This window comes from Thermodesulfobacteriota bacterium (assembly GCA_040754335.1).
Taxonomy (GTDB): Bacteria; Desulfobacterota_D; UBA1144; order Nemesobacterales; family UBA2774; genus 2-12-FULL-53-21.
Genome location: JBFMCV010000001.1, coordinates 255,464 through 280,001, shown reverse-complemented (window position 1 = coordinate 280,001; position 24,538 = coordinate 255,464). Strand labels below are relative to the sequence as shown.

Here is a 24,538-nt window from a genome sequence, read left to right as displayed (position 1 = left end):
CTTTATCGGAGAAACCAGAGATTTTTCTTGATAGCTGGTAAGCTGGTAAGCAGTGGAAGGAGGCTTATATTGAAGCTTCAAGAGGATTGGGCATATAGGGAAGAGTATTCTTTGGCAGATAGAAGGCTTGAGAGATTGGCTTGGGTTAGATAAGAGAGAGGAAAAGGAAAAAGAAAAAGAGGACAGAAGAAACAAAGGAAGAAATCCCTTCTATGGCGAGGTTCGCCTTAGTAACGGGAAAGGAGGGGGAAGGACTCGAATTGTAGGCTATGGATAGAGGCAAAGAGCGCTTTCCTGCCATGGCAATAGGCATTTGGAGAGAGAATTGGTCTTGACAAGAGGTTATTTTTGAGATAGGAGTAACAAAAAAGGTTTATGCATAAAATGGGTTCACTAAAGCTATCGGTATTCACCATAGGCTACGAATCGGCATCTGAATGCAGGATGGTGATCGAGGAGCTACGGCGGCAGAGTTCCAGGGAGGCAATAGAGCTTATCGTCGTAGCCCCCAATCGTGACGGCATAGAAGACGAGCTTTTCGAAGGGTTTGGCGCCTGGCAGTGGCTTATTCTTCCAGATATACGGACCTGTGGTAAGGCGATGGCAACCGCAGTACGCGCCGCCAGAACACCTTACGTCACATACGCCGAAGAACATTCATATCTTCACGAGAGTTGGGCTGAAAGATTAATTGCAGCCCACGAAAGCGGATACGATGCTGTGGGCTTTGCAATGGAAAACGCCAATCCCAATACTCTGGTGAGCTGGGCACACCTTTATGGACAGTTCGGCCCGGTAGTTGCTCCGGTAGCGCCGGGGGAAAGCGATTTCCTGGCGGGACACCATTCTTCTTATAGACGAGAACTACTACTCAGCTACGGCGACCTGCTTGGTGATATGCTAGAGGATGAAGCCGCTCTTTTTCTTGACTTGCGTGCGAGAGGAAAACGAATGTTTATAGCTGGAGACGCCGTCTCCTGGCATGCTAACATCTCCAGTCTCAAAACCTATATGGCCTTGGACTACCTAGGCCAGCGAAGCTTTGCGGCGACTCGCGCAAAGATAGGAAACTGGCCCTGGTGGAAACGTGTAGTATATGCTGGTGCGGCGCCGCTAATACCTCTTATTAGACTTCGACGAATCCTGGCCGATATCAGACGGACCGGCCGTGAAGGCCAATTTCTGCCAAAGATTCTCGTTCCTATATCGCTTGCGCTTTTGGCCGGTGCTTGGGGTGAGATGCTCGGCTATTTACTCGGCCGAGGAGATGCCGCAGAGCGTAAAGCCCCGGTCGAGCTCCAGCGGGAGAGGTTTATTTCCAAAACAGACACCTGGTCAAAGAAAAGTAAACAAGTTATCCAGTCCAAAGGCTCATAATCTTCAGCCTACCTCTTTGCATATTGATTCACGGCTATATTGCTATGTACTAATAGATTTTGGCTCGTGTAGTAAATTGTCGTATGCAAAGCGAATGCGTCCGTTTAAACTACTTACCGGAAGCGAGACAGAACCAGTAAAACGCCGAAACGACTAGCGAATGTGTTATGCGCTTTTCCCGGACGAGCCTCGGAATATCCTCTACGGGGGATGTGAAAGTAACAATGTACTCGGTCGTATCGAAGCTGGGCTCTCTCTCCTTCCTGAGACTCCTGGCGAGGAAGGTAAAACAGGTGTTATTCTGGATGGCCGGATTCGGGATGACCTCCCCTATACAGGACCAGTCGTCCGATACATAACCCGTCTCTTCGAGGAGCTCCCGTTTGGCAGCTTCGAGAGGGGTCTCCTCCGGATCGACGCAGCCGCCCGGTATCTCGATCGTCTCAGACTCGATACCGTGCCTGTATTGCCTTATCAACAGGACTTCATCAGTGTCAGTGAGCGCGACAACGTTTACCCAGTCTGGGGCCTCGATCACAAAAAACTCGTGCTCCTCCCCGGTCATGGGTGACACGCTCGTGTCCTTTCTCGTTGAGAACACCCTGTTCGAGGAGAGGGGCTCGGATTTTATCACCTTCCATTTTTTAATCATGGCTTCCGGAGAATAGATATCATTTATTTGCCTGCATACTAATTGCGGATTTCGATCTGTTTCAACTTCTCCCGCGTCTTTTCGGAATACCAGATGTCGACGAAATCCGAGACCGAACCCTTTTCATGATTTTCAATCCTTTCGAGAGTTTCTTTCCTGAGAAGCCTCTTGATGCTCCCGAACGCAAACGCGTCCCACCCGGCAAGCTCATGCGCGGCGGCGAGTGCCTCGCTATCCATATCCTCCGCAGAAACAACCTTGTCGACGAGGCCGAGCGCTAATGCTTCTTCCGCTGAATTCATTTTTCCCATATAGAGGAGGAGCTGCGCCGTCCTAGGTCCGACCGTGTATTTCAGAATTTCCGCGATGCTCGTAAATACCGAAGCTCCGAGCGTGAGCTCGTTGAGCGCAATCTTTGCCTTCCCTCCGGCCATGACCCTCCTGTCGCACGCAATCGCAAGGACGCAGCCGCCTGCCACGGCGTGACCGTTAAGCGCGGCTATCACGGGTTTCGGAAATACGAAGATGCGCTGGACAAGCTCGGAAAAGCTCATGACAAATCTACGGAATGACTCCTTCGGGTAATCCATGAACGCGGGAATATCGAACCCGAACGAAAAGAAGCTCCCCCGCCCGGTCAATATAACGGCCTTTACCCGCGCATCCAGGGCTAATTCCCTGAAAGCGTTCCTCAATTCCAGGACCACCTGCTCGTTTATAGCATTGACCCTGGGCCTGTCGAGAGCGACCGTGGCGATACCGTCGTCTACAGTCAGATGGACGAATTCCATTCAAACCTCCTTATCCGGTGTTAAGATTACCATTATCCCATTCCTCAAATCCACGCGCAATACCGCCATCTATACAAACCGAATTTTACGGTTAAAATAGATTGTCGTTAATCTCGTCCACAGAATTCGGGAGGTTCTGAAATGAGAAGACTTGTTTTTACGATGCTTTTTTTGGCGACAGGCGTAGTGTTTTCGCTGCCGTCCGTATCCGCGGCGGAAAAAGGGGACGCGGCCAAGGGAAAGGAAACGTTCCAGACTACATGCGCCGCATGTCACGGGGCGGAGGGCAAGGGTGACGGTGTAGCGGCTGCGGCCCTCGACCCCAAACCGAGGAACCTGAGCGACGCCGCATACGTATCCACACTCTCGGACGAGCACCTCTATAAAGTCATAAGCGAAGGCGGGGCGGCGGTCGGCCTCTCGCCGATGATGGCCGCATGGGGGGGCACGCTTTCCGAGCAGGACATATGGAACGTTATCGCCTACATAAGGCAGGATATCTGCAAGTGTCAGTATAAGGCAAAATAAATCATGAGGCGGCGGGCGGCCGCCCAGGCTTCCGCCCGTTACCCGACGTGTCGTATATTACCTCTCACTTCCTGCTCATTTTGGTATATATTTACTCTTATTCGACGTCAATAATCAGGAAGACAAGGGGAACAATATGAAGAAGATGCTATCGGATATGATAAGACCTTTCGGGCTCGCGGCCCTGCTCGCGCTGCCCGTCCTGACCGCATGCGCAACCGTAGAGCCCGGGACGGTCGATGACCCCGGTAAGGCGCTTGACGCGCCGACGGAGCCTGAATCGTTCGACGAATCTTACTCCGAGGGTCAGCAGTATCCGGAAGAGCAGGACAACCAATAATTATCCGCCCAGGGGGTAGTCCCGCGGAGTGTTTTCCGCCGACAGAACGCGATTCTTCCGACTTTTGAAGAAATTTCCCAAGATGTTAAAATCTTGCTGAATTCCATTATACAACCGGAGAGGTGACCGAGCGGCCGAAGGTGCACGCCTGGAAAGTGTGTAGGGGGTTAACGCTCCCTCGTGGGTTCAAATCCCACCCTCTCCGCCAGTATGTGTTTGAATATGACGAAGGAGCGCCGCGACCGCATGCGGCGCAACGATTATTTCATTCGATGGCTATTAACATTCGGGTATTCTATAATATAGGCTAAGGCTCTTCAGGGAATATTAGTTTCGATAAATTTACCAGTTAGTCAGGCCCGTACGGCAGGAGCTTGTGAACCCCGCCAGGCCCGGAAGGGAGCAACGGTAACAAACCCTCCTGAGCGTTGCGGAAACCCTGACTAGCTGGTTCTAAGGTGACGGATGTCCTACCTAGTGCTCGCGAGAAAATGGAGGCCTCAGACCTTCGAGGATATTGTAAGCCAGGAGTTCGTGACCCTGAGCTTGAAGAACGCGGTCTCCACGGGGAAGATAGCTCACGCCTTCATATTCTCGGGGCCGAGGGGGGTCGGCAAGACCTCGACCGCAAGGATACTGGCGAAGGCGCTCAACTGCATGAACGGCCCGACACCCGAGCCCTGCTCCGTATGCGTATTCTGCAAGGAGATAGCCGAGGGGAAATCTTTAGACGTCATAGAAATCGACGCCGCGTCGCATACGGGCGTGAACGACGTGCGGGAGATAATCGAGAACGTTAAATACCTCCCGACCTCCGGAAAATACAAGATCTACATAATAGACGAAGCGCATATGCTGTCGCAATCGGCTTTCAACGCGCTGCTGAAGACTCTAGAGGAGCCCCCGCCCCACGTCCTGTTCATACTGGCGACTACCGAGGCGCACAAGATACCCGTGACTATACTTTCCAGGTGCCAGAGATACGATTTCAGGAAGGTGCCGGTCGAAAAGATAAAAGAGAAGCTCGCTTTGATAACGGGGGAGGAGAATATAAATGTCGCGGAGGAGACGCTCTATATAGTCGCCCGGGAAGCGGACGGGAGCATGAGGGACGCGCTCAGTCTCATGGACCAGCTTCTCGCGACTTTCGGGAGCGAGATCGCCCACGACGACGCGGTGAGGATCCTGGGCGTGCTAGACAGTACTCTCCTGAAGGCCGCAGTAGCGGGCATACTCGGCAGGGACCCCAAAGACTGCATCGAAACACTCGGGAAGGCTGTCGAAAAAGGAATAAATCCGAAGCGGTTCGCCGAGGACCTCTTGAGGACATTGAGATACGCCCTTCTCCTCAAGACCTGCGGAAAGGGAGTCGTTACCGAGCTCTCCGATGAAGACAAGGACGAGATCATGGGAATCACTTCCGGCGAGAGCGTAGAGACTCTGGAGTCCCTTTTCAATCTCACGCTCGAAGGGGCCGAAAGCATACACAGATCGTTCTACCCCCAGATGGCGCTCGAATTCATGCTGATAAAGCTGTCTACGCTCGAAAGGACAGTGCCGATAGAAATCATAATAAAGAGGCTCGAAACCCTCTCGGGTTCATTAAAATCCGGAGAAGAGCCGCGGACGCGCGTCGGCGAGCCCCGCGGAGAATATCGACACACTCGATCCAAGCCGGAAGAGACGACGGCCGCTGCACCGGATTCTACAGGCGGTCAGACCCAGGAGAACAAGACGAAGCCCGAAGCAGAAGACATCGGCGCGGTGCTCAGGCACATTAAAACGAGGAACGCCTTCATGGGCACGAGACTCGAGCAGGCGAAGGACATTTCAGTGGAGGGCGGCTCTTTCAGGATCACGTTCAGCGACCCCCTCAACAGCCTGCATTTCGGGAAAAAAGAAACCCAGAACGAGCTCATGAATTATCTGAAAGAGCTCTATTCCGGGGACCTCTCGATCGAAATCGCGGAGGACAGCCCCGCTCAGACTGGCGGGACCGGGAGCGGTAAGAACGACAGGAACGAAAATAAAAAGAAGATACAGAACGACCCTGCGCTCAAGGACGCAATAGAAATTTTCGGAGGCAGAGTCGTCAGCGTAAAACCCAAACAAAAGGAGTAACACGATGAAATTCGGGGGCGGAAACATAAAGAACCTGCTCAAACAGGCAAACAAGATGAAAGAGCAGATGGAGAAGCTCCAGGCCGAGGCGGGGGAAAAGACAGTCGAAGCCTCGGCGGGCGGCGGAATGGTGACCGTCGTCGCGAAGGCTAAAGGCGAGGTCGTATCAATCAAGATCGAGCCCGAAATAGTAAAGGACAACGATATCGAGATGCTGCAGGACCTCATAACCGCCGCCGTGAACGAAGCCCTGGGAAGGGGTCAGGAATTGATGAAGGACGAGGTAACCAAACTTGCCGGGGGCCTTGGTATTCCCCCCGGACTTATTTAATCCATGCTCCAGAAAGGCATACCGGAATCCATAGCGAGGCTCATAAACGAGCTGTCCAAGCTACCCGGAATAGGCGAAAAGAACGCGACCAGGCTCGCGTTCCATATTTTCAGGTCGAGCCGGGAGAGCGCGGAAAACCTGTCTAGGGCCATCATCGACGCAAAGACGAAGGTCGTGCTTTGCGATACGTGCTTTAATTTCGCCGCCTCCTCCCCCTGCGAGCTCTGCAGGGACGAAGAGAGGGACCATTCCCTTATCTGCGTCGTCGAGGAGCCGCTCGACCAGCTCGCGATAGAGAGGAGCAGGGAGTTCAGGGGCGTGTACCACATACTCCACGGCGTCATATCCCCCATAGAAGGCATCGGTCCAGAGGACCTCAAAATAAAGGAGCTGATACGCAGGCTCGAAGGCGATCACGCGAAAGAGGTCATAATCGCGACCAACCCGAGCGTCGAGGGAGAGGCCACGGCGCTCTACCTCTCGAAGCTCATAAAGCCGATGGGCATAGGCGTGAGCAGGATAGCTCACGGCATCCCCATGGGTGGGGATATTGAATATATCGATGAAATTACATTAAGCAAGGCTATTAGGGATAGGAAATATATTTAGCTATTCTAAATATCTCAGAAAATATGATATGTATTGATATTTAGTATATCTATTATATATAGATTATAAAATTCAGAGGAGGAGAAGATGCCGAGGATCGGAAGGGCGTTCAAAGAGCTCAAAGTCGGAGACAAGCTCTCGGAAAGGATAACCGTTACCGAAGCACACGTCGTCAGAGCCGCGGGTCTTTTCAACGATTACAACGCGCTCCACACGAACGAGCCCGACATGAAGAACTCGAGGTTCGGGACCAGGATCGTCCACGGAGCGCTCACGTTCAGCCTAATGGTAGGCGTCTACAGCAAGGCCTTTCACGATACGGACATCTCGACGGTCGAGGCTTCGATCAAGTTCACGGCGCCCGTCTTCATAAACGACACGATAATGATGGAGTGGACAGTAAAGGAGCTCGACGGGAAGCCCAAGCTTAACGGGGGGCTGGTCGCACTTTCGGGCGAGGTCAGGAATATCGAGCAGAAAGTCCTCGCCACCCTCGAAGCCAAGATCCTCGTCGGGAACGAGACTATTTTTTAAGCGGACATTCCGCCTATAAGAATGGATGACAAGAAGAATACATACCGCTCGCATTTATCCAAAATAATCCTTGTTCTGGCCACCGTCTTGATAACGTTAGGCGTAATCGAGCTCGCAGGCCGGCTCGCGCACGACCGTGACAAGTTCTCGGTCATAGAAAACATAGAGAAGCTGACTCCGGGCGGGAACCCGGCCGGATACGAGCTCAGGAAAACCGCATGGGAAGCGAGCTTTTCCGAGAGGGGTCTCATTGTGCCACCCGGCGGTCCGAGGGAGGGTTTGAGGGGCGAGGGAGTGACCCCTTTAAGATGCGCCGTGTCGGATTGCGGCTTCAAGAAGTTGGTGCCCGGCTATATAGAAGTAAACGACGGTGGCATTCAGACCGTCGGCGTCACCGCGAACCCCTACCCTCACATTTTAATAGTCGGCGGAAGCGTGGCGTGGGGCGCAGGCGCATCCGATATAGCGAATACCTACTTCTCGCGACTGTACGGCATGCTGAAAAATGAATACCCCGATATGAGGATATCCGTGCTCGCATATTACGGTTCGACGAGCAATACAGATTTAAGCTCATTTGTTCAAAATGGCCTAGATATGAATCCCGACGTCGTGCTGTTCCTGAACGGTCTCAACGACCTCACCGTAAAAGGACAAATCAGACATACGGACGCCTCCGATTACATACTGAACATGAAAACTGCCGCCCGGATCGCGGAGCGTAACGGTATACCTGTCGTTATAGTGAGACAGCCGTTCCCCGGCGAGAAGAATCATAAAACGGACCTCGAAGAGAGGATAATGGAGCTTAGCAACAAGGATTACGACAAGGTCGTCACTCCCCTTTATAATCACATAGGCAAGGCCCTTGAGGAAATGGCGAAGAGGGACGGGATTTATTATATCGACGCAGCCGATTGTTTTGCGGGTGAGATGGCAACCACATTCAACGACCAGTGGCATTTCTCGGATCCCGTCCACGAGCTTCTCGCGGAGAGGATATATACCGGTCTTGCTCCGGTTCTAAACAAGATCACTGCGAAGGGAGAAATTCCCCCTAACTAAAACTATCTATCAATAAGGCGCAGGACAGCCCCTCCCACAGGCTCGGGTTATCTAATCCGCAATAACCTTCTTGCGGCGGTACAAGACGAAGAGCGCAATCGACAGCAGCGCGAGACTCACCGCAGCCATGCCGTATTCAGAAAGAGTCGGAATCGCCGATAGCTGCGTGTTGAGAAATGCAATGGCTTCGAGTCCTTCCACTGTTTCGCCGACATTCGTAACCACGCCTGTCTCGGTGTCTATCGTTACAAGGTAGTTATCATACACCAGCGTCACGACGTCCAGGGAGCCGAACATCACGTTAGTCTCGGGGTTCAGATCCAGAGAATTTATAACCGTTAACCCTTTCTCGAGCGGGGGAAGCGTAAGGTCGGTGATTAAGTTTGCAATACCCGATGACTGGTTCAGCAGGTAGAGCGAGGGTAAGAAGGTTACGAAATCGGTATCCGTCAGGAACAGATCGTTAAACTGGTCGAACCCTATCCCGTTTCCATCCCCATTGAGACCCGAGAAACCGATAAAATTGGTGTCACCCGTGTGTACATCTATCGTCGCGAGGAAGTTGCCCGGCTTAGCTATGAAATAACCGAATAGTGTGCCGTCGCCCCTGAACGACAGGTCGTGCAATAAACCTTCGGCGTTTAACAGCCCGACGAGCGTACCCTGTCCGGAAAGAATATCGATGATAATGAGCACCTGATCATCGGTTCCATCGAAGCAGACGGCGTAGAGAACATTCGTCCGGGGCTGAAAATCCATACCCCTGCAGAAATAAAATCCCGTAGGACCGATCAGAGTAGCTGCGCCCGTATCAGGATCGATCGAATACAGGCTGCTTTCTCCGAAACCGTTGATCCTAGGAGCCTCCGTTTCGGCCGACCTATGCTCAGCTTCCTGCGCTACGCCGTATAGCTCTGCATGCGCCGCGCCGGTAAAGAGTATAAAAACAGCAGTACACAGGGAAATATGCATGAATCGCATCATGGGACCATCCTCCTTAGAGACAGAACCTCGAACAACACAATTTTAACACATCTGATAAATCACTATCAAGGCTGATTAGAAAGGATATTAACGGTTTTGACACGGCGCACGGCGTGTGCTAGTTTCTCATTTGAGGCGGAAATATAAGAAAAGACAGGAGGTAAGTATGCGCTTCCTTCACACCATGATAAGGGTCGGGGACCTCGAAAGATCCAAAAAGTTTTATACAGAAGTCATCGGACTTAAATTCAACAGGCAGAAAGACTACCCGGAAGGTGAATTCACACTGGCATTCCTCGGCACCGAAGACCAGCCCGAAATACTGGAGCTCACGCATAACTGGGGCACGGATAAATACGACCTCGGGAACGCCTACGGCCACATGGCTTTCGGCGTGGACGACATCTATGCCGCATGTGAGAAAATAGCATCAGCCGGAGGGAAGGTCGTGAGACCCCCCGGGCCAATGAAGCACGGCACGACTGTCATAGCGTTCGTCGAAGACCCCGATTCTTACAAGATAGAGCTCATCGAGCGTCCTGCTTAACGCCGCATGCGGCTTGTGACCGGATTCGGCAACGGCAGTTTAGTCCGCCCGACGACTCAGTGCTCTACGTTCTCTCCGGGAATCAAGGCCTCGATATCGTCCCCCGCCGAATCGACGGACAGGATGTAGCCGCCTTTGAAGCTCAGCAGATTATCCGGCACGTCGCTCTGCACCAATTTGACGGCAGTCACCTCGTAGGTTCCCGTCTCGGGTATGGTAACGCTGATCTCGAGCGGCAGTTCCCCGCTTTCCGCCTCTTGAAAATCGCCTAACCTGCGGCCGCTCGTCAATCTGAGCCTGGCGTGCGATCCTATATAACCGGCCGAGGGGTCGCCCTCGATCCTGATTGTAATCTGGTCGCCTTCTTCGGCCTTGAACCTGAAGGTATCCCTGTCCACCGCTCCCGGCGCGGGGTCGTTACCCAGCTTGGATGCGACCGAGATTTCGTTATCGCTTTCGGCTCCGAGCTCGGGGAATTTCTGAGCGATTACTGTGATGCCCTGCTGTTCCATGATAATAAGCTCCACGAGCGATGTCCCCGCCGGCACCGCGATCCCGGAAGTTATGTCCGGCTCGCTGCCCACAAGGAAACAGACGTCCACCTGATATAGCGAGCAATTCCATGACCCGTAGGGGCTGAACTCGCTGATTTCAGCAGAATAGAAGTGGGTCACGCCGCCCCTTTGGTTGACTATCACCCTCGGCGTTTGCCTGGAGAAAGGACCCTCACACTGAAGGCACCAATCGTCGCCTGTATTATTCACCGCGTTAAATTCTATGTCGCCCCCCGAAAATGCCTCATACGGAAGTAGAGTAAAACCTGCTATAAAGGCGTACAGAAAATAAAGCTTAAATTTACTCATAATATCCTCCTTCTCTACCGGAAGCCCCCTTAATCTCATACATACGCCGTGGTCAGGAAATACAGCCGGGGAGGATTCCAGTTTCTTATCTTAATAGTATAACGCTGGTTTTTACTGCTGATTATTTTAAAGTAATATCTAAGGGTTACGGATGGTTCGGAGGTGAAGATTACGATATTGAACGACCGGGTCCTGCATGAGAGTGCCAACATGCAAAGACTTTGCCGTTGACCCAGATCGGTTTAGTACAGAGTTAATTGAACGGTCAAGCAGAATGGTTACTTATCCTTCCTGCGTTTCTTCCATTTCATTTCAAGATACTTTTTGATGGACGCCTCTCTGCCTATCTCTGTCGGCTCGTAGAAAATCTTGTCCTTGAGCTCAGACGGCAGAAAATCCTGCTCTATGAAATGGTCTTCGGAATCGTGAGAGTACTTGTAATCCCTTCCGTAGCCGATTTCCTTCATGAGCCTGGTCGGGGCGTTCCGGAGGTGCATTGGAATGGCTATTCCCGGCCTCTTCCTCACCTCCGCGAGAGCGGCGTTTATCGCCATGTAAGACGCGTTGCTCTTCGGGCAGCCCGAAAGGTACGTGGCCGCCTGGGCGAGTATCAGGCTCGCTTCCGGCATGCCGACATAATCGACGGCGGTGAAAGCCGCCGTAGCCAGCGTGAGCGCATAGGGCTCGGCGTTCCCCACGTCCTCGGACGCGAGTATTATGAGACGCCGCGCGATGAACTTGGGGTCCTCCCCCGCTTCGAGCATCCGCGCGAGATAATAGACGGCAGCGTCCGGGTCGCTCCCCCTCACGCTCTTGATGAACGCGGATATTGTATTGTAGTGCTCCTCCCCTCCCCTGTCGTACCTGTAGTGGTGGGTCTGATACGCCTCGCGGACTATTTCCCGCGTGATCTCGCCGTCAAGAGATATATCGACCGCGATCTCGAGGGCGTTCAGCATGATGCGCGCGTCGCCTCCGCTCTGCTCGATTAGCTCCTCCCTCGCTTCCGGAGTGAGCGCAGCACCCTTTATGATCTCGTCTTCATTTAGCGCCCTCTCGAGCAGCGCTTCGAGGTCTTCTTTAGATAAAGATTCGAGCACGTAGACGCTCGATCGCGAAAGCAGCGGCGATATCACTTCGAAGGAAGGGTTCTCGGTCGTCGCGCCTATCAGCACAAGCGTGCCGTTCTCGACGCTCTTGAGCAATGCCGCCTGCTGGGACTTGTTGAACCTGTGTATCTCGTCGATGAAAAGGACCGTTCTCCTTCCCAAATTCAGCGACTTTTCCGCCTGAGTGATTATGTCCCGGAGCTCTTTCACGCCGGAGGAGATGGCGTTTATCTGAATGAAATCGGCGTTGAGCTTGGTAGCGAGGAGCCTCGCGAGCGTGGTCTTTCCGCTCCCGGGCGGCCCCCAGAAGATCATGGAGCGAATGTTCTTCCCCCGGAGCATCTTCTGTATAATGCCCTCGGGACCGACGAGGTGAGCCTGACCCGCAAACTCCTCGAACGTGGCAGGACGCATCCTCTCTGCAAGAGGCGCGGCCTCTTTCGGTGGCTTAAATAACGATGGCTCGTTCTCGTCGTGATACCTGTTCGCCATGGGAAAAGGGTAGTGGGTGCGGGGTGATAAATCAATAGCAATAATCTAAGGAATTCTTTAAGATATATCGTTATCGGACACGAGCGGAGGTGACGAGCATGACAAAACCGGGTAGCGCAAAGTACGAGCTCGGGCTCGAAAAAAGAGACGCCAACTATGCGCCCCTCACGCCGCTCACGTTCATAGAGCGGGCGGCGTCCGTCTTTCCCCGGAGGACCTCACTCATACACGGCGATACGCGCTACACGTGGGGCGAGACCTTTGAGCGCTCACGCCTCCTGGCCTCCGCGCTCGCAAGGCAGGGGATCGGAAAGGGGGACACGGTAGCCCTGATGGCGCCCAATATCCCCGCCCATTACGAGGCCCACTTCGGCGTGCCGGCAACGGGCGGCGTCCTCAATTCGCTCAACATAAGACAGGACGCCGACAACATCGCCTTCATACTCGAGCACGGAGAAGCTAAGGCGCTGATAGCTGACAGAGAATACTCGGACGTAGTTCGGAAGGCGCTCAACATGCTCGACCGCGACCTGCTCGTAATAGACATAGACGACCCGCAGGGAAAGCGCGGAGAGCCTATAGGTGAAATCACATACGAGGAATTCCTGAATACAGGGGACGTGAGCTATACGTGGCGCGGGCCCGAAGACGAATGGGACGCTATATCGCTCAACTACACGTCGGGCACGACAGGCAATCCCAAGGGCGTCGTCTATCACCACAGGGGGGCATACCTGAACGCGCTCGGAAATATAATCGCATGGGGCATGACAGGACATCCGGTATATCTCTGGACGCTCCCCATGTTCCACTGCAACGGCTGGTGTTTCACGTGGTCCATGGCGGCGCTTGCGGGCACGTCCGTATGCCTTAGGCATTTCGACGCGGGCAAGATCTTCAGCTCCATCGCGGAGCACGGCGTCACGCACCTCTGCGGGGCTCCGGTCGTAATGAACATGATAATAAACGCGAAGGAAGAAGAACGGCGCGCGTTCGGCCACAGGGTCAATTTCATGACCGCGGCTGCCGCGCCTCCGGCGGCTGTTCTGGAAAGGATAGAGAAGGCGGGTTTCGACGTGACGCACGTCTATGGACTCACGGAGACGTACGGCCCTGCCGCTATATGCGAATGGCACGGCGAATGGGACGAGCTCCCACCCGCCGAACGGTCCCGCATGAAAGCCAGGCAAGGGGTGAGGTATACGGTCGAGGAAGGTCTCACGATCGGCGACCCGGAAACATGCAAGCCAGTCCCGGCCGACGCCGAGACCATAGGGGAGGCGCTATTCCGCGGGAATATCGTAATGAAGGGGTATCTCAAGAACCCGACCGCAACGGAGGAGGCGTTTTCAGGAGGGTGGTTCCACAGCGGGGACCTGGGGGTGATGCACCCCGACGGTTACATCGAGCTCAAGGACCGCTCGAAGGATATTATTATCTCAGGCGGCGAGAATATTTCGACGCTAGAGGTCGAATCCGTCCTATACCAGCACCCGGCAGTCCTCGAAGCGGCTGTCGTCGCCCGTCCGGACGAGCAGTGGGGAGAGACCCCCTGCGCCTTCGTGACTCTCAAGGCAGGTGCTGATACCGTTAGCGAGGAAGACATTATCGAATTCTGCAGGAGCCGCCTCGCACATTTCAAATGCCCTAAGACCGTGGTCTTCACGGATCTTCCGAAAACGTCTACCGGAAAGATACAGAAATACGTGCTCAGGGAGAAGGTTAAGAAACTATAATCGAGCAGATCAGGGATTACTGGGTACCTGCCGCAATCCTGTATATCCCCCCCTTCCCCAAATCGAGTATATATATCTCCCCAGCCTCGTCGACGCCGAAGCTGCTCACATTAAGCTCCGTATCGAGGAACTCCGCCCATTCCCACGAGCCGCCGGGCTTTTTCCTGAGTCCCCAGAGCTTCCCCGAGCAATAGTCGGAAAAAAAGTAAGTCCCTTTGAGTCCGGGCGACTTTCCGCCCCTGTATACGTAACCGCCCGTAACAGAGCACCCGTCCTCGTGGCTGTATTCAGCGACCGGGAACGTAAGCCCCTTCGTGTCGTAGCCGTTAGGCAGCTTGAACTCGTAGGAGCCTTCGAGGAAACTCCACCCGTAGTTCTCCCCTCCCCTGCTGCTCCGCGGCTGGTAATCCACCTCCTCCCACTTCCCCTCTCCTACGTCCCCTATGTACATATCCCCCGTAGACGAATCGAACGAAAACCGCCACGGGTTCCTGAGACCGTACGCCCATATCTCTGGACGGGTGCCGGATACGTTCCTGAACGGGTTATCCGGCGGTATGCCGTAAGGCTCGCCCCCGTCCACGTCTATTCTCAGCATCTTCCCGAGGAGTGCGTTCAAATCCTGACCATTCCCCGAGGGGTCGCCCTGGAATCCACCGTCCCCCGTGCCTATATAGAGATAACCGTCGGGGCCGAACTGCAGCTGCCCGCCGTTATGGTTGGAAGCGGGCTGTTTTATTTTGAGGAGAACCCTTTCGCTATCCGCGTCGCCACGGTCGGGGTCGGAGCCCACCTTGAATTCCGATACGACGGTATCGCCTTTGAGATCGGTATAATTTACGAAGAACCTGCCGTTCGCCTTATAATTGGGATGGAAAGCGACACTTAACAAACCTTGTTCGCTTTCTTTGGAGCCCACCTTACGGACGATGTCGAGGAAGGGCTCGTCCGAGACCTTGCCGTTCTTGGCCACTTTTATAAGCCCCGCCTTTTCCACGACGAAAACCCTTCCGGAGCCGTCGCCTGGGTTCGCGAGGTACACAGGGAGCTCGAAGCCGGAGAGATACGGCATCAACTTGACTCCGACCCAGGGATTGACAAAACTTGCGTTATACGAGCCGGCGGCGGGCCTGTCCGGCAAGAGCCTGCTCCTCGCGTATTCAAACCCGGCCCTCACGTCATAGCGGTAGTAATAGGCAAGAGCCGCCAGTATTATCATCAGGAGGAAGAACAACTTTATTAATCTGTACAAATTACCCTCGATGCTGGTTTCGACCGTATCACGAGCGCTCATAATCCACGTTTATATATTACTTGATATGAACCCTTCCCGGCCCTATTATTAAGCTGAAACCGGTGGGAGCTCAATAAATTATCCGCTGACGCGGAATATTCAAACCGGTCTCGACGCTTCATGGACAGATCAGACGACAACCTGAAAGACCTTGAGCTCCTCATCCGCTCACATTACAGCATAATATTCGTGGAAACCCCCGAAGAGGAGCGGGCGGAGACTCTGCTCAAGCTCCTTGCAGGCCGTCTTGGTATCCCCTATTTCCACTGGTCGCGGACGAAGGGGCTCAGCCGCGGGGACATAGAATCCAAGGGGCCTGTTTACGGAACAGCCGAGCTCACGCAGGCGCTTAAACACATAGAGGCCTCGGGTTTTCAGGCAATATATCATTTGAAGGACGCGGGCGACCTGCTCGAAGACAAGACCGCTTCCCAGATGCTCAAGGACGCGGCTGCTCCCTATACCAAAAACCAAGGCGCCATAGTCATAACCGGGCATGGCGTAAGGATCCCGGACAGCATCAGGGAATCGAGCGCCTTCTTCAGGCTGAACGGCCCCGGACGGGACGAATACAGAAAGCTCCTCGGACGCGTTGCGAGCGACCTCCACGCCCGGATGAAAGCCGAGATAAAACTTTCGGAAGAAGACACGAACAGGCTCCTCAATAACCTTAGAGGACTCACGCTGACCGAGGCGGAGAAAATAATAACGAGGCTCATAGTCGAAGACGGCGCGCTCGACGCCAGGGACATCGGGAGGGTCATTGACGCGAAGAAAGATATCGTCGAACGCGAGGGCGTCCTCGAATATTATCCCGCCGAAGAGGGGATGTCCGACATCGCGGACCTCAGGACGCTCAAGTCCTGGCTCTCCAAGAGAAAAGAGATTTTCGCCGATCCCGAAAAAGCGGTAAAGTTCGGGCTCTCATTCCCAAAAGGGGTCTTGCTCCTGGGAGTGCCCGGATGCGGGAAGAGTCTATCGGCTAAAGCCGTAGCGAAGGAATGGGGGCTGCCCCTCCTCAAGATGGACCCTTCGTCCCTCTACAACAAATACATCGGCGAGAGCGAGAAGAATTTCAGGAGGGCGATGGACACGGCCGAGAAGATGTCCCCCGTCGTGCTCTGGATCGACGAGATCGAAAAGGCGTTCTCGGCGGGAGGGGAAGCCGAGGACGGAGGAGTGTCGGCGAGGATATTCGGCACGTTCCTCTCATGGCTCCAGGAGAGAAAGGGGGACGTCTTCATAGTCGCGACCGCAAACGACGTGGAGAAGCTGCCGCCAGAATTTCTGAGAAAGGGCCGTTTCGACGAAATATTTTTCATCGACCTGCCAGACGAAGAAACGAGGAGATCGATATTCGAGATACACCTTAAAAAACGCGGTAAAGATCTTTCCCGGTTCGACCTGACATCGCTCGTCCGTATGACCGAAGGGTTCAGCGGGGCCGAGATAGAGCAGGTCATAGTCTCGGGGCTTTACACCTCTTACTCCGCAAAAAAGGAGCTCGATACCGACACACTCGTGCACGAGTTGTCCGCAACGCGCCCCCTTTCCGATGTCATGGCGGAAAAGATTTCCCGCCTGAGGGACTGGGCCGCCGAAAGGACAGTGAGCGCGCACTAGTAAATGTTGAACAATTCAATGCTGAAATCCTCCGGGATAATATATAACGAAGGGGGGTTAGTTTTCCCGACATTACAGAATTGGCGTGAAAAAAATCAGCTGTTAACGCGTTAAAATGTTTCAGGGCTGCGGGTTGAATTGAAACATTTTAGCGTTAACTTGGGATTTTTTAGCCAATTCTGTACAGTCGGATGATTTTTGCTTCTTTTCATCAAGGAACAGAAGAAAATATATTTTGCCTTATTTTATGTATTCCACTTCTGTCGACATACTTAGGACAAGCTCGGTGAAACGAATCGCACCTCCGGAACACCGGTCAGGGGCTGTTGCGAGTCTATTTGCCGCCCTTGAGCGCAAGCGAGAACATGACCATCGTTATGCCGTTGATGAGGAAATAGATACCCACGAGTAGCCCGATGATAAAGGCGCTGCTCTCCGGGAACTCGCCCCATATCATGACGCCGAGTACTACCGAAGCGACCCCGCTCACGAGGAGCCATATCCAGTTAGGGGCGGGCTTCATCTGGAACGCGTGGATTATCTTGAAAAACCCCTCGACGAGCAAAAATGCGGCAAGGAGCAGTGTCAGCGTGAGGACGCCCGCCATCGGGTTCTTGAGCAGGAGAACGCCGACGACGAGGTACAGGACGCCGCTCAGGAGAACGAGCAGGAGCCTCTTCCAGTCGCCTGTGAAAAATGCCCCTATTATGGAAATCACGCCTCCGATGATCAAAACAAAACCGATGAGCACCTCGACGGCTAGAGTCGCCGCCATCGGAGAGCCCGCTATTACGAGACCCATGATTATGTATGCTATGCCCAGGGCGAGAAGCCAGCCCCAGCTACGTCTGATGCCCTCCGCTATGGAAGTGCCGTTCATGTCTCATTCCTCCTTAAGATAGAAATAATGTTAGTGACGCGCTACAAATTATAATTTCATTTTCGGATTATGAAAATCCGTGCGGAAATAATTCCGCACGCCCAATATAGAGCGGACTCCACGCTCGTCTTTCTTCCCGGCAAAGACCAGAGCGTGGCGTACTCACCAAAACGGGCAAGTATTCACTTCAGTTAGGTCGAAATTATACAGGAAGCTTGTCGAGGACGTTATTGTTTTCCTGTCATTGCGAACGGCCTGTCCGGCGAAGCCTTTGGCGGAGCTGGAAGCGATCTCCTGAATAAAGCGAGAACGCGACTCGTTCGGATGAAGACCCCAGATGCAGCTCGCCGGCCATCTTCAATTCAGATCATAGATAATCGCCGATATTTCACCCTCGTCGTTAAAAACCTCGATCGCCTCGGCTATCGACTGAAGCGGGCCTATATCGTTCACGTACAGCGCGTAGACGAGACGCCGGCCGCTCTTCGCGTCAATGTAGCCCGCAAACACCTGGGCCTTGAAAAACCCTTCAAGTATCGTCGTTCCGGTTTTTGCGAACACCTTTCCGGTAGCGGGCGCTATGACGGGGTTCGGGGGATCGACGCCCACTGCTGCAAGAGAGCCGTCCACACCTAAAATGGGAAACGAATCGAAGTAAGAAGGGAATACTTCTCTTTCGCTCATCTCTCTTAACAGCTTCACCGTAGCCGTCGGAGTAGCCTGGCTGTCGGGGCTTCCGCTCCCGTTCGTCGGGAAATTAAAGTCGGAGCCTTTAATGCCAAAGTCATTGATCAGAGTTTCTCTTTCGGCGGCCAAGGCGTCACCTATAGTTCTCGCGTCTTGTGTGAGCCCGAACAGCATGAGGCTCAGGTTAGCGCCCAGATTGTGGCTCACTTTAAGAATCAGCTTGGAATATTCCGAATAGGGAAGCGAAACGAACTCCGCCACCTTCGCATCCTCGGTGTATGAATTCCGGGGCGGCAGCTTCCCGGCCGGGTTCGGTGCAATCGTATCGGCGGTAACCTCAACCCCGGCTTTTTCGAGGGCCTCGATGAAAACTATACGGGCATATGATGCCGGGTCTTCTATTCTGAATGTTTGCACGAGCGTCTCCACACCGGGAAGCGCAGGTTTAAAACCGACGGGTATCTGACCTTCTACCGTGCCCTTACATCCGGGGGTGCCGATGCAGCCCGGAATATCACCGGTGAGCGCTATATCCAATTCACTGCCTTCAGGTGAGGTGATTACATTCGATTCGACATTGAAGGCGGCTGATTTCGGACGCCAGTCAACCATCGCAGGCTGGCCCGGCTCGGTCAGTATTATAGTTACGTCCACGAGGTTGTCGTTTATTATGATCGGCGTGATTAACACGTTACCGTTAGGAACCCTGAAGAGATCGAAGAGCCTGTCGTCCACTACTACGTCTCCTTCGACCGTCTTAATACCCGACGCCGCTACCTGCGCCGCTAGCTCATCGATTCCCAGGAGCGGATCGGGCTCCGTCAGGATCGCGCTGCCGAGCGAATTGGCCTCCGTATGATCGAAGCTCGTAAACGCAACCGTGCCCTGAGGAGTGTTCCGCCCCCCCATCGTGAGGTCGCCCGCGGCGACGAGGATCAAGTCCCCGTCGAGAACCCCCCCGTCATCCACGTCTCCCTGCCTGTAGACAGGGGTTTTAAAGGTGTGGTCCGCACCTAATTCGTTCAAGGCAAGACCGACCGAATACGTCTTTCTAACCGAACCCGTGAAAGCAAGGAGATTTGGATTGAGATCATATATAACTTTTCCTGTTTCGAGGTCGATAACCCTGAGGCACCAGGTCGCATCGGCATATCTCGGCCTCTGCATCACTTCGAGTATGGCATCGGGTATCTGCGTACTAAGGATGTTCTTGCCGTTACAGCCCCCGACAGCAAAGAAGGACAGAAACAATATTGCGAATATTGGAACTAAAACAGTCTTATTTCTTCTCATCGATCCTCCCTGTGTATTCTGATACATATTCGGACCCGATAACGTCGTTCGCGATGGGACAGTTCCTCGCTGTGCAGGGCACCCAAGCCGGTAAGATCAATCCCGGCTGCCTGTCCGGATTCGAGGCCGGTAGGGTTCCGACATCCCATTATACTGCATTGAGCGGCCAAGGGCTAATTCTTTAAACAGACGGTATGGTGCACATTGATCATTCGCACATACCTTTGACCATGGCTATATTACGGGAGGCAGGCCTCCGTAAGTGGCGATAATATAAAGATGGCTAACCGCCAGTCGATCAAAACCTAGAATTCGGCGATCGAGAATCGGCAGACGGTATTTCAAGTGATAAAAACACCTACGCAGAAGTGCGGGCTCACTCTACTGCTTCGCCCGCGTGAACGTGAACGTTGCGACCTCGGCTTCCTTCCCGTTCTCGAAAGAGGTCCACTCCTGTACAAAGGTTTTATCGTCCTTGAACTCGAAGCTCACGTCGTGCATGTAATGGTCTTTTTTCGGGTCGATGTTCGTGCCGCTTACGAAGACAAGGTCGATTTCATTGCCGCTCGAATCTTCGAGCGAGAGATGAGGCTGGTTTCCTATCGCGCAGTAGTGCGTCATGCCCAGCTTCCCGTTATCGTCGTAATAGACCGAAACCATCTCGTGTGGGGTCCCCGGGGAGAGCGTCTCCACCACCACGCTGCCGTTCGAGGACGTCTGGTAAGTAACGGTGACGGGAGTCTCCTTACCGCCCATCATGGTCGTACCCTGCCACGTCCCGGCGAGGGTCTTTAGCTTCTCGAGCTCTTTTGACCCGGTAATGGGACTCATGTGATGCTCGTCCTGACCGCCAGGCTGATCCGCAAAAGACGATATGGCAAAAAACAGGAACGTAAAAACAGTTAAAAGAACCAAAACCGATATATATCTCATTTTGAACCCCCCTGATTGATGTATTTACATATAATATATTCTAACAAAAACGGAACCTATTCATGCATATAATTTTTGAGATACTTAAGACAGATAGTCCATCCTATCAGAAATCTTCACCCACCTTCACCGTGCCGTCTCTTTCATTACTGATCTCAGCGCGATGAATCGGCGCGCGTGTCTCGCTGCAAGGAATAAGAGAGACGACGCACACAGGATCACGATCGCCACCCTCAGCGACGAAGCGGCCGATACCGAAATCCCGACTCCGGTCGCAAGGGCGACATACGCCGCAATACACATGGGACACTTCGGCAGGAGCGCGAGCATCGCGCCCGGGACGATCCATCCGGCTATGCCCAGAAAACGCTGAAAGAACGTCTGCATACGCTTTCCGCTACTCGCAGTCTGTTGTACAGCCGTCTTGCGGTACGAGCTTCTCAACGTCACTCCGCAACAATGACGAGCGCTCATGGGCGTCGCCGTCCTTGCCCGGCCCGAATTCCGCGCTCGACCTGGGCGCTCCACTCCCGGGACTGCTGAGCGTTGCCATATTCGTCGTGCCAGTTCCACCACTCGTACGGCGGGGTCTGAGGGTAGCCTTTGGGCGAGTCCTCCCATTCCTCCTGGCGCCCGAGCGCAGTCATATCGAGGTAGCTCCAGGTGCTCCCGAGCGCCTCGTCACCACGCTTGTTGATGAAGTAGGTACGGAAGACACGGTTGCCGTCGCGAATAAACGCGTTCGTGCCGTGCCACTCGTCCACGTCGAAGTCTTTGTCGAAGTCGTCCGTGATGGTGTACCACGGGATCTGCCAACCCATCCGCCCCTTCAGGCGTTCGATGTCCGCCTGCGGCGCGCGCGAGGCGAACGCGAGCGTGGTATCGCGGGCGTTCAGGTGGGCAAGGTGGCCAACGTGGTCGGCTACCATAGAGCAGCCGATGCAGGCATGCTCAGGCCAGCCGGACACACCGGGTTCGAAGAAGACTCGATAGATGATCAGTTGACGGCGACCCTCGAACAGGTCGAGCAAACTCGCTTTGCCTTTTGGCCCGTCGAACTCGTACGTCTTCTCGACGGCTACCCATGGCATCCGCCGACGCTCGGCGGCCAGCGCGTCACGCGCGCGGGTCAAATCCTTCTCCTTCTTCAGTAGCTCCTTACGAGCCGCCTGCCATTCTTCCGCGGAAACGATTTTATGCTCGGGTGTAGGGTTTTTCATTGTCTATTACCTCCCCATTCATATGATTTTATTTCGTTCTATAAATACAATTACTATCATGCATACAATCTCGCGAGATTCCCAAGACAGACCGTCCAGCCTTTCCTGTGGTCCTCGCGCACCTCGGCGGTCGGCAGGAATTCGTGCTCGAGCGTGATCTCTGTCCCGCCCGCGACACCGCGGAAATAAACGGTAACGACCGTATCCTGCGCGAAATCCGAGTTCCAGGTAAAGACAAGCTTTTCGTGCGGCGCGATAACTTTATACTCGCCGGTATGTTTATATTCTTTACCATCGGGCTTAATCATATTTAAGATATATTTCCCTCCGATCTCCAATGTATTGGAAACATCAACTGTCCATCCCTCGTCCCCGTAAAACCATTTTCTCATGATCTCGGGGTTAGTAAACGCCTCGAACACCTCTTCAGGCGTCGCTTTTATGATTCTTGTCACCACCAGCTTGCTTTCGCTCATTTCACACGCTCCTTTGCTTTTTTCCGTCCTTCAAAATATTTATCAAGAGCATCGAGTCTCTGTCCCCAGAAACGGCCGTACTCTTTTATCAAGTCCGAGACGCGGTCGAGCGGCTCTATGTTGGCGCGGCAGTGCTTGACGCGCCCCGCTTTCTCCTGAACCACCAGCCCCGACTTAACAAGCACCTGTATGTGCTTGGACACGGCCTGGAGAGACATATCGTATTTCTCGGCAAGCTCGTTCACGGTCAGGTCCTTTTTGGCGAGCTGCATAATAATTCCCCTACGCGTCGAATTGGCGAGTGCGTGGAGGATTGAATCGAGGTCTGTCCTTTGATATTCAACCATATAGTTGATTATATCATGCTATCATCGATTGTCAACCAAACAGTTGATAATATTTTCAAGGGCTGTTCATCTCCATATCGGGGACGCCGGACGGACACACTTTAAGACTCTCCGGATTCATGTATAATTCCCGGCATATATCGTGTCTCGATATATAAAGCGCTGTAACGGCGGAAATCAGCCGTCCATGCGCACCCTGTACATTCAATATGGCAAGATATCCGAACTTTATACGTCTGGTCGTGTTTATTCTTATAGTCAGCGGGTCGTGTCTCCGCAATTCGGCCGCCGCGGAGTCGGCGATCACGGAGTCCATAGGCTCCTACACCGCCGGGTGCATAAGGAACGCCGCACCACTGCCCGCGAGCGGTGAAGGCTTCCAGGTCATAAGGTTAGGCAGGGGGAGATACTATGCCAATCCCGCGATGATCGAATACATCGAATCCCTCGCAAAGACCGTCAGTGAACAACTGGAAGCCATACTCCTCATCGGGGACGTCGCGCAAAGGACAGGGGGACCCATGTACGATGAGCACAGCAGTCACCAGATCGGACTCGACGCCGATATACTTTTCTGGCAGCACCCGATAGCTCTCAGGAGACAGCTTACGCTAACGGAGAGGGCGCATATTTATCCGCAATCGGTCCTCAATGAAGATCAGACGGCAATAGACGGCTTCAAATGGGACGTAAAGATCGAGGAGATAATAAAGACCGCCGCCTCGGACAAGAGGGTCGACCGGATATTCGTGAACCCGATCATCAAGAGGAGACTCTGTCAGAACCATCCGGGCGAGAAGTGGCTGGGAAAAGTGAGACCCTGGTACGGACACGACGGGCATTTCCACGTCCGCCTGAAGTGTCCTCCGGGTAACATGCTCTGCGAAACACAGGAGCCGCTCAACATGTTCGACGACGGGTGCGGAAGCGAGCTCGACGGCTGGTTCAGGGATGACGGCAGAATAAGACCTCAACCGAGATCAGGCAAGACCTCTCACGCCAGGCTGCCGGACGAATGCATACCAATTCTCAACGGAGCTTATTAATACGGCTGACCGTGCCGGCCGGACCCTGCGCACTTTCAATACATTTAAACCGAACATGAACACGCGGCGTGTTTTATTCGCGGGTCTCTCCGGCCCCCGGCGGCGGGGTGTCCGGGATCAGCGTATATATCCAGCAGAGGAGAAAGCTGAGGATGAGTCCCGACGTGTTCGCGAGGACGTCATACACGGAGGCGCCCCTTCCGGGAACATATATCTGGAAAAATTCGAGAGATATTCCAAGAAGGAATATAAAAATAAAAATAATAATCCTCTTCCACACAGTCTCGAATGCGATATACGCCAGGACGCCCATGACGCTGTAGAAGATCGCGTGGGCAATCTTATCCAGATACTGCCCTCCGCCTATACCCGGGCCGGGGATCAGACTGAGAAATATCACAAACAATACATAAGATATAAAAATAACCTGGACCATGTATTAACGACCAAACGCCTATAAGAGGCACTATTATACATGATCGTCAGCACGTGACGTTTCGCCTGAGATTTAAGGCGAGACGTATTCTGGACAACCGACCATTCCAACCTGTTACCGAATTCGCGCCGAGCATATCGTTAACCGCAACGCCCTTATGCTCATTCTGAGTTTATTGAGTGACAGCAATTAACTGCGGCGCCCTTTTATGAATAATCCTCATC

General features: G+C 53.5%; 26 protein-coding genes, 1 tRNA gene and 1 other RNA gene. 14 read left to right on the top strand and 14 right to left on the bottom strand.

Annotated features, from left to right (window positions below; translation table 11 throughout):
• The first annotated feature begins 384 nt into the window (after nucleotides 1–384).
• Nucleotides 385–1,377 carry a glycosyltransferase gene (locus tag AB1598_01360; protein ID MEW6143643.1) on the top strand — a complete coding sequence of 331 codons (993 nt, stop codon included), beginning with the start codon at nucleotides 385–387 and terminating at the stop codon, nucleotides 1,375–1,377.
• Nucleotides 1,378–1,486: 109 nt separating this feature from the next.
• On the opposite strand, the gene AB1598_01355 is transcribed toward AB1598_01360, so the two are convergent.
• Both AB1598_01355 and AB1598_01350 read right to left on the bottom strand, forming a co-directional pair.
• On the bottom strand, nucleotides 1,487–2,029 hold the full coding sequence (locus tag AB1598_01355) for an NUDIX hydrolase (GenBank protein MEW6143642.1): 543 nt from the start codon (nucleotides 2,027–2,029) through the stop codon (nucleotides 1,487–1,489).
• A 38-nt stretch (nucleotides 2,030–2,067) separates the two neighbouring features.
• Nucleotides 2,068–2,820: an enoyl-CoA hydratase/isomerase family protein gene (locus tag AB1598_01350; protein MEW6143641.1), complete on the bottom strand. Its 753-nt coding sequence runs from the start codon at nucleotides 2,818–2,820 to the stop codon at nucleotides 2,068–2,070.
• A gap of 141 nt (nucleotides 2,821–2,961) precedes the next feature.
• Between AB1598_01350 and AB1598_01345 the strand changes: the two genes are divergently transcribed.
• From AB1598_01345 to AB1598_01305, 9 genes are all read left to right on the top strand, one after another.
• Nucleotides 2,962–3,348 (top strand): cytochrome c, encoded by a 387-nt coding sequence (locus AB1598_01345; protein MEW6143640.1) that lies wholly within the window; start codon nucleotides 2,962–2,964, stop codon nucleotides 3,346–3,348.
• A 136-nt stretch (nucleotides 3,349–3,484) separates the two neighbouring features.
• The gene (locus AB1598_01340) at nucleotides 3,485–3,688 is read left to right on the top strand and encodes a hypothetical protein (GenBank protein MEW6143639.1); all 204 of its coding nucleotides are present in this window, start codon (nucleotides 3,485–3,487) and stop codon (nucleotides 3,686–3,688) included.
• 116 nt (nucleotides 3,689–3,804) lie between these two features.
• Nucleotides 3,805–3,896 (top strand) — tRNA-Ser (locus AB1598_01335).
• 143 nt (nucleotides 3,897–4,039) lie between these two features.
• Nucleotides 4,040–4,136, top strand: an RNA gene (gene ffs, locus AB1598_01330) — signal recognition particle sRNA small type.
• 17 nt (nucleotides 4,137–4,153) lie between these two features.
• Nucleotides 4,154–5,809 carry a DNA polymerase III subunit gamma/tau gene (dnaX, locus tag AB1598_01325; protein ID MEW6143638.1) on the top strand — a complete coding sequence of 552 codons (1,656 nt, stop codon included), beginning with the start codon at nucleotides 4,154–4,156 and terminating at the stop codon, nucleotides 5,807–5,809.
• A 4-nt stretch (nucleotides 5,810–5,813) separates the two neighbouring features.
• Nucleotides 5,814–6,140, top strand: a complete 327-nt coding sequence (locus tag AB1598_01320) for a YbaB/EbfC family nucleoid-associated protein (protein MEW6143637.1) — start codon at nucleotides 5,814–5,816, stop codon at nucleotides 6,138–6,140.
• A gap of 3 nt (nucleotides 6,141–6,143) precedes the next feature.
• Nucleotides 6,144–6,749, top strand: coding sequence for a recombination mediator RecR (recR, locus tag AB1598_01315; protein MEW6143636.1), 606 nt, complete (start codon nucleotides 6,144–6,146; stop codon nucleotides 6,747–6,749).
• A gap of 87 nt (nucleotides 6,750–6,836) precedes the next feature.
• On the top strand, nucleotides 6,837–7,283 hold the full coding sequence (locus AB1598_01310; GenBank protein ID MEW6143635.1) for a MaoC family dehydratase: 447 nt from the start codon (nucleotides 6,837–6,839) through the stop codon (nucleotides 7,281–7,283).
• Between the two features lie 21 nt (nucleotides 7,284–7,304).
• Entirely contained in the window at nucleotides 7,305–8,348 is a 1,044-nt protein-coding gene (locus AB1598_01305; protein MEW6143634.1) for an SGNH/GDSL hydrolase family protein, read from the top strand.
• 51 nt (nucleotides 8,349–8,399) lie between these two features.
• Here the strand turns inward: AB1598_01305 and AB1598_01300 are convergent, their stop codons facing one another.
• On the bottom strand, nucleotides 8,400–9,332 hold the full coding sequence (locus AB1598_01300) for a hypothetical protein (GenBank protein ID MEW6143633.1): 933 nt from the start codon (nucleotides 9,330–9,332) through the stop codon (nucleotides 8,400–8,402).
• Nucleotides 9,333–9,498: 166 nt separating this feature from the next.
• Between AB1598_01300 and gloA the strand changes: the two genes are divergently transcribed.
• Nucleotides 9,499–9,879, top strand: a complete 381-nt coding sequence (gene gloA, locus AB1598_01295) for a lactoylglutathione lyase (GenBank protein MEW6143632.1) — start codon at nucleotides 9,499–9,501, stop codon at nucleotides 9,877–9,879.
• A gap of 56 nt (nucleotides 9,880–9,935) precedes the next feature.
• Here gloA and AB1598_01290 read toward each other — a convergent pair whose 3' ends face one another.
• Both AB1598_01290 and AB1598_01285 read right to left on the bottom strand, forming a co-directional pair.
• The gene (locus tag AB1598_01290) at nucleotides 9,936–10,742 is read right to left on the bottom strand and encodes a hypothetical protein (protein MEW6143631.1); all 807 of its coding nucleotides are present in this window, start codon (nucleotides 10,740–10,742) and stop codon (nucleotides 9,936–9,938) included.
• Nucleotides 10,743–11,020: 278 nt separating this feature from the next.
• The gene (locus AB1598_01285; GenBank protein MEW6143630.1) at nucleotides 11,021–12,343 is read right to left on the bottom strand and encodes a replication-associated recombination protein A; all 1,323 of its coding nucleotides are present in this window, start codon (nucleotides 12,341–12,343) and stop codon (nucleotides 11,021–11,023) included.
• Nucleotides 12,344–12,441: 98 nt separating this feature from the next.
• Between AB1598_01285 and AB1598_01280 the strand changes: the two genes are divergently transcribed.
• Entirely contained in the window at nucleotides 12,442–14,079 is a 1,638-nt protein-coding gene (locus AB1598_01280) for an acyl-CoA synthetase (GenBank protein MEW6143629.1), read from the top strand.
• A 16-nt stretch (nucleotides 14,080–14,095) separates the two neighbouring features.
• On the opposite strand, the gene AB1598_01275 is transcribed toward AB1598_01280, so the two are convergent.
• Nucleotides 14,096–15,331: a PQQ-dependent sugar dehydrogenase gene (locus AB1598_01275; protein ID MEW6143628.1), complete on the bottom strand. Its 1,236-nt coding sequence runs from the start codon at nucleotides 15,329–15,331 to the stop codon at nucleotides 14,096–14,098.
• A 162-nt stretch (nucleotides 15,332–15,493) separates the two neighbouring features.
• Between AB1598_01275 and AB1598_01270 the strand changes: the two genes are divergently transcribed.
• Complete coding sequence (locus AB1598_01270) at nucleotides 15,494–16,996, top strand: AAA family ATPase (GenBank protein MEW6143627.1); 1,503 nt, start codon at nucleotides 15,494–15,496, stop codon at nucleotides 16,994–16,996.
• A 334-nt stretch (nucleotides 16,997–17,330) separates the two neighbouring features.
• Here AB1598_01270 and AB1598_01265 read toward each other — a convergent pair whose 3' ends face one another.
• From AB1598_01265 to AB1598_01235, 7 genes are all read right to left on the bottom strand, one after another.
• Entirely contained in the window at nucleotides 17,331–17,876 is a 546-nt protein-coding gene (locus tag AB1598_01265; GenBank protein MEW6143626.1) for a DUF308 domain-containing protein, read from the bottom strand.
• A 357-nt stretch (nucleotides 17,877–18,233) separates the two neighbouring features.
• Nucleotides 18,234–19,856: a D-alanyl-D-alanine carboxypeptidase gene (locus AB1598_01260; protein MEW6143625.1), complete on the bottom strand. Its 1,623-nt coding sequence runs from the start codon at nucleotides 19,854–19,856 to the stop codon at nucleotides 18,234–18,236.
• Nucleotides 19,857–20,237: 381 nt separating this feature from the next.
• Nucleotides 20,238–20,789: a hypothetical protein gene (locus AB1598_01255; protein ID MEW6143624.1), complete on the bottom strand. Its 552-nt coding sequence runs from the start codon at nucleotides 20,787–20,789 to the stop codon at nucleotides 20,238–20,240.
• 126 nt (nucleotides 20,790–20,915) lie between these two features.
• Complete coding sequence (locus tag AB1598_01250) at nucleotides 20,916–21,176, bottom strand: hypothetical protein (GenBank protein ID MEW6143623.1); 261 nt, start codon at nucleotides 21,174–21,176, stop codon at nucleotides 20,916–20,918.
• A gap of 83 nt (nucleotides 21,177–21,259) precedes the next feature.
• The gene (locus AB1598_01245; protein ID MEW6143622.1) at nucleotides 21,260–22,009 is read right to left on the bottom strand and encodes a DUF899 domain-containing protein; all 750 of its coding nucleotides are present in this window, start codon (nucleotides 22,007–22,009) and stop codon (nucleotides 21,260–21,262) included.
• 56 nt (nucleotides 22,010–22,065) lie between these two features.
• On the bottom strand, nucleotides 22,066–22,485 hold the full coding sequence (locus tag AB1598_01240; GenBank protein ID MEW6143621.1) for an SRPBCC domain-containing protein: 420 nt from the start codon (nucleotides 22,483–22,485) through the stop codon (nucleotides 22,066–22,068).
• Nucleotides 22,482–22,832, bottom strand: a complete 351-nt coding sequence (locus AB1598_01235; GenBank protein ID MEW6143620.1) for a metalloregulator ArsR/SmtB family transcription factor — start codon at nucleotides 22,830–22,832, stop codon at nucleotides 22,482–22,484. Before AB1598_01235 ends, AB1598_01240 begins: the two co-directional genes overlap by 4 nt.
• 209 nt (nucleotides 22,833–23,041) lie before the next feature.
• On the opposite strand from AB1598_01235, the gene AB1598_01230 reads away from it, so the two are divergent.
• Nucleotides 23,042–23,878, top strand: a complete 837-nt coding sequence (locus tag AB1598_01230; protein ID MEW6143619.1) for a penicillin-insensitive murein endopeptidase — start codon at nucleotides 23,042–23,044, stop codon at nucleotides 23,876–23,878.
• Between the two features lie 73 nt (nucleotides 23,879–23,951).
• Here AB1598_01230 and AB1598_01225 read toward each other — a convergent pair whose 3' ends face one another.
• Nucleotides 23,952–24,278 (bottom strand): VanZ family protein, encoded by a 327-nt coding sequence (locus tag AB1598_01225; protein ID MEW6143618.1) that lies wholly within the window; start codon nucleotides 24,276–24,278, stop codon nucleotides 23,952–23,954.
• Nucleotides 24,279–24,538 lie beyond the last annotated feature (260 nt).